Here is a 512-nt window from a genome sequence, read left to right as displayed (position 1 = left end):
TGGGCCGCCGTGGGCGCGGGCCGGGACCAGTACGGGTCCTCGGGGTCGTTGAGCCAGGCGGTGACGCGCGCCGCGAGCGGAGTGCCCCGGCCGGTGCCCGCCCCGGCGTCCGGGTCAGTGGTGGGTCGGGTGTGCACGCCCCCACGGTAGCCCGCGGCGGACGCCGCGGAAATCCGCCCCGCGGCGGATTCTGCGGGGAGCTCAGTCGCGGAGCAGGCCGAAGAAGCGGCGCAGGCGCGCTCGCGAGCCCGGGGCGGCGGGCGTCATCGGGAGCTGGGCGGCCGGTCCGGCGGACGCGGGCCGCTCCTCGTTCCGCCGGCGGCGCGCGCCGCGCAGGGCGGCGTAGTAGGCGCTCTCCGCGGCGGCGTCCGCGAGCAGTGCCGCGGACAGGGTGCCGAGCACGCGCGCCCCGGCGCCGCCGCGCCGAGCCGCCCCGGCGAGCCCGACCCCGAGGGCGGTCTCGGTGCCGGCGACGGCCAGCAGCAGCTCCGGCCGGCGGACGAGGGCCCGCT

Annotated in this window: 1 pseudogene; it reads right to left on the bottom strand. The window is 81.4% G+C overall.

The features are described from left to right. Positions 1–201 precede the first annotated feature (201 nt). Positions 202–512: pseudogene (locus RF645_RS13470) on the bottom strand (hypothetical protein); the annotation flags it as partial.

It is taken from the genome of Kocuria sp. CPCC 205260 (assembly GCF_040981045.1).
Taxonomy (GTDB): domain Bacteria; phylum Actinomycetota; class Actinomycetes; order Actinomycetales; family Micrococcaceae; genus Kocuria; species Kocuria palustris.
This window is presented reverse-complemented; position numbering and strand designations above follow the sequence as displayed.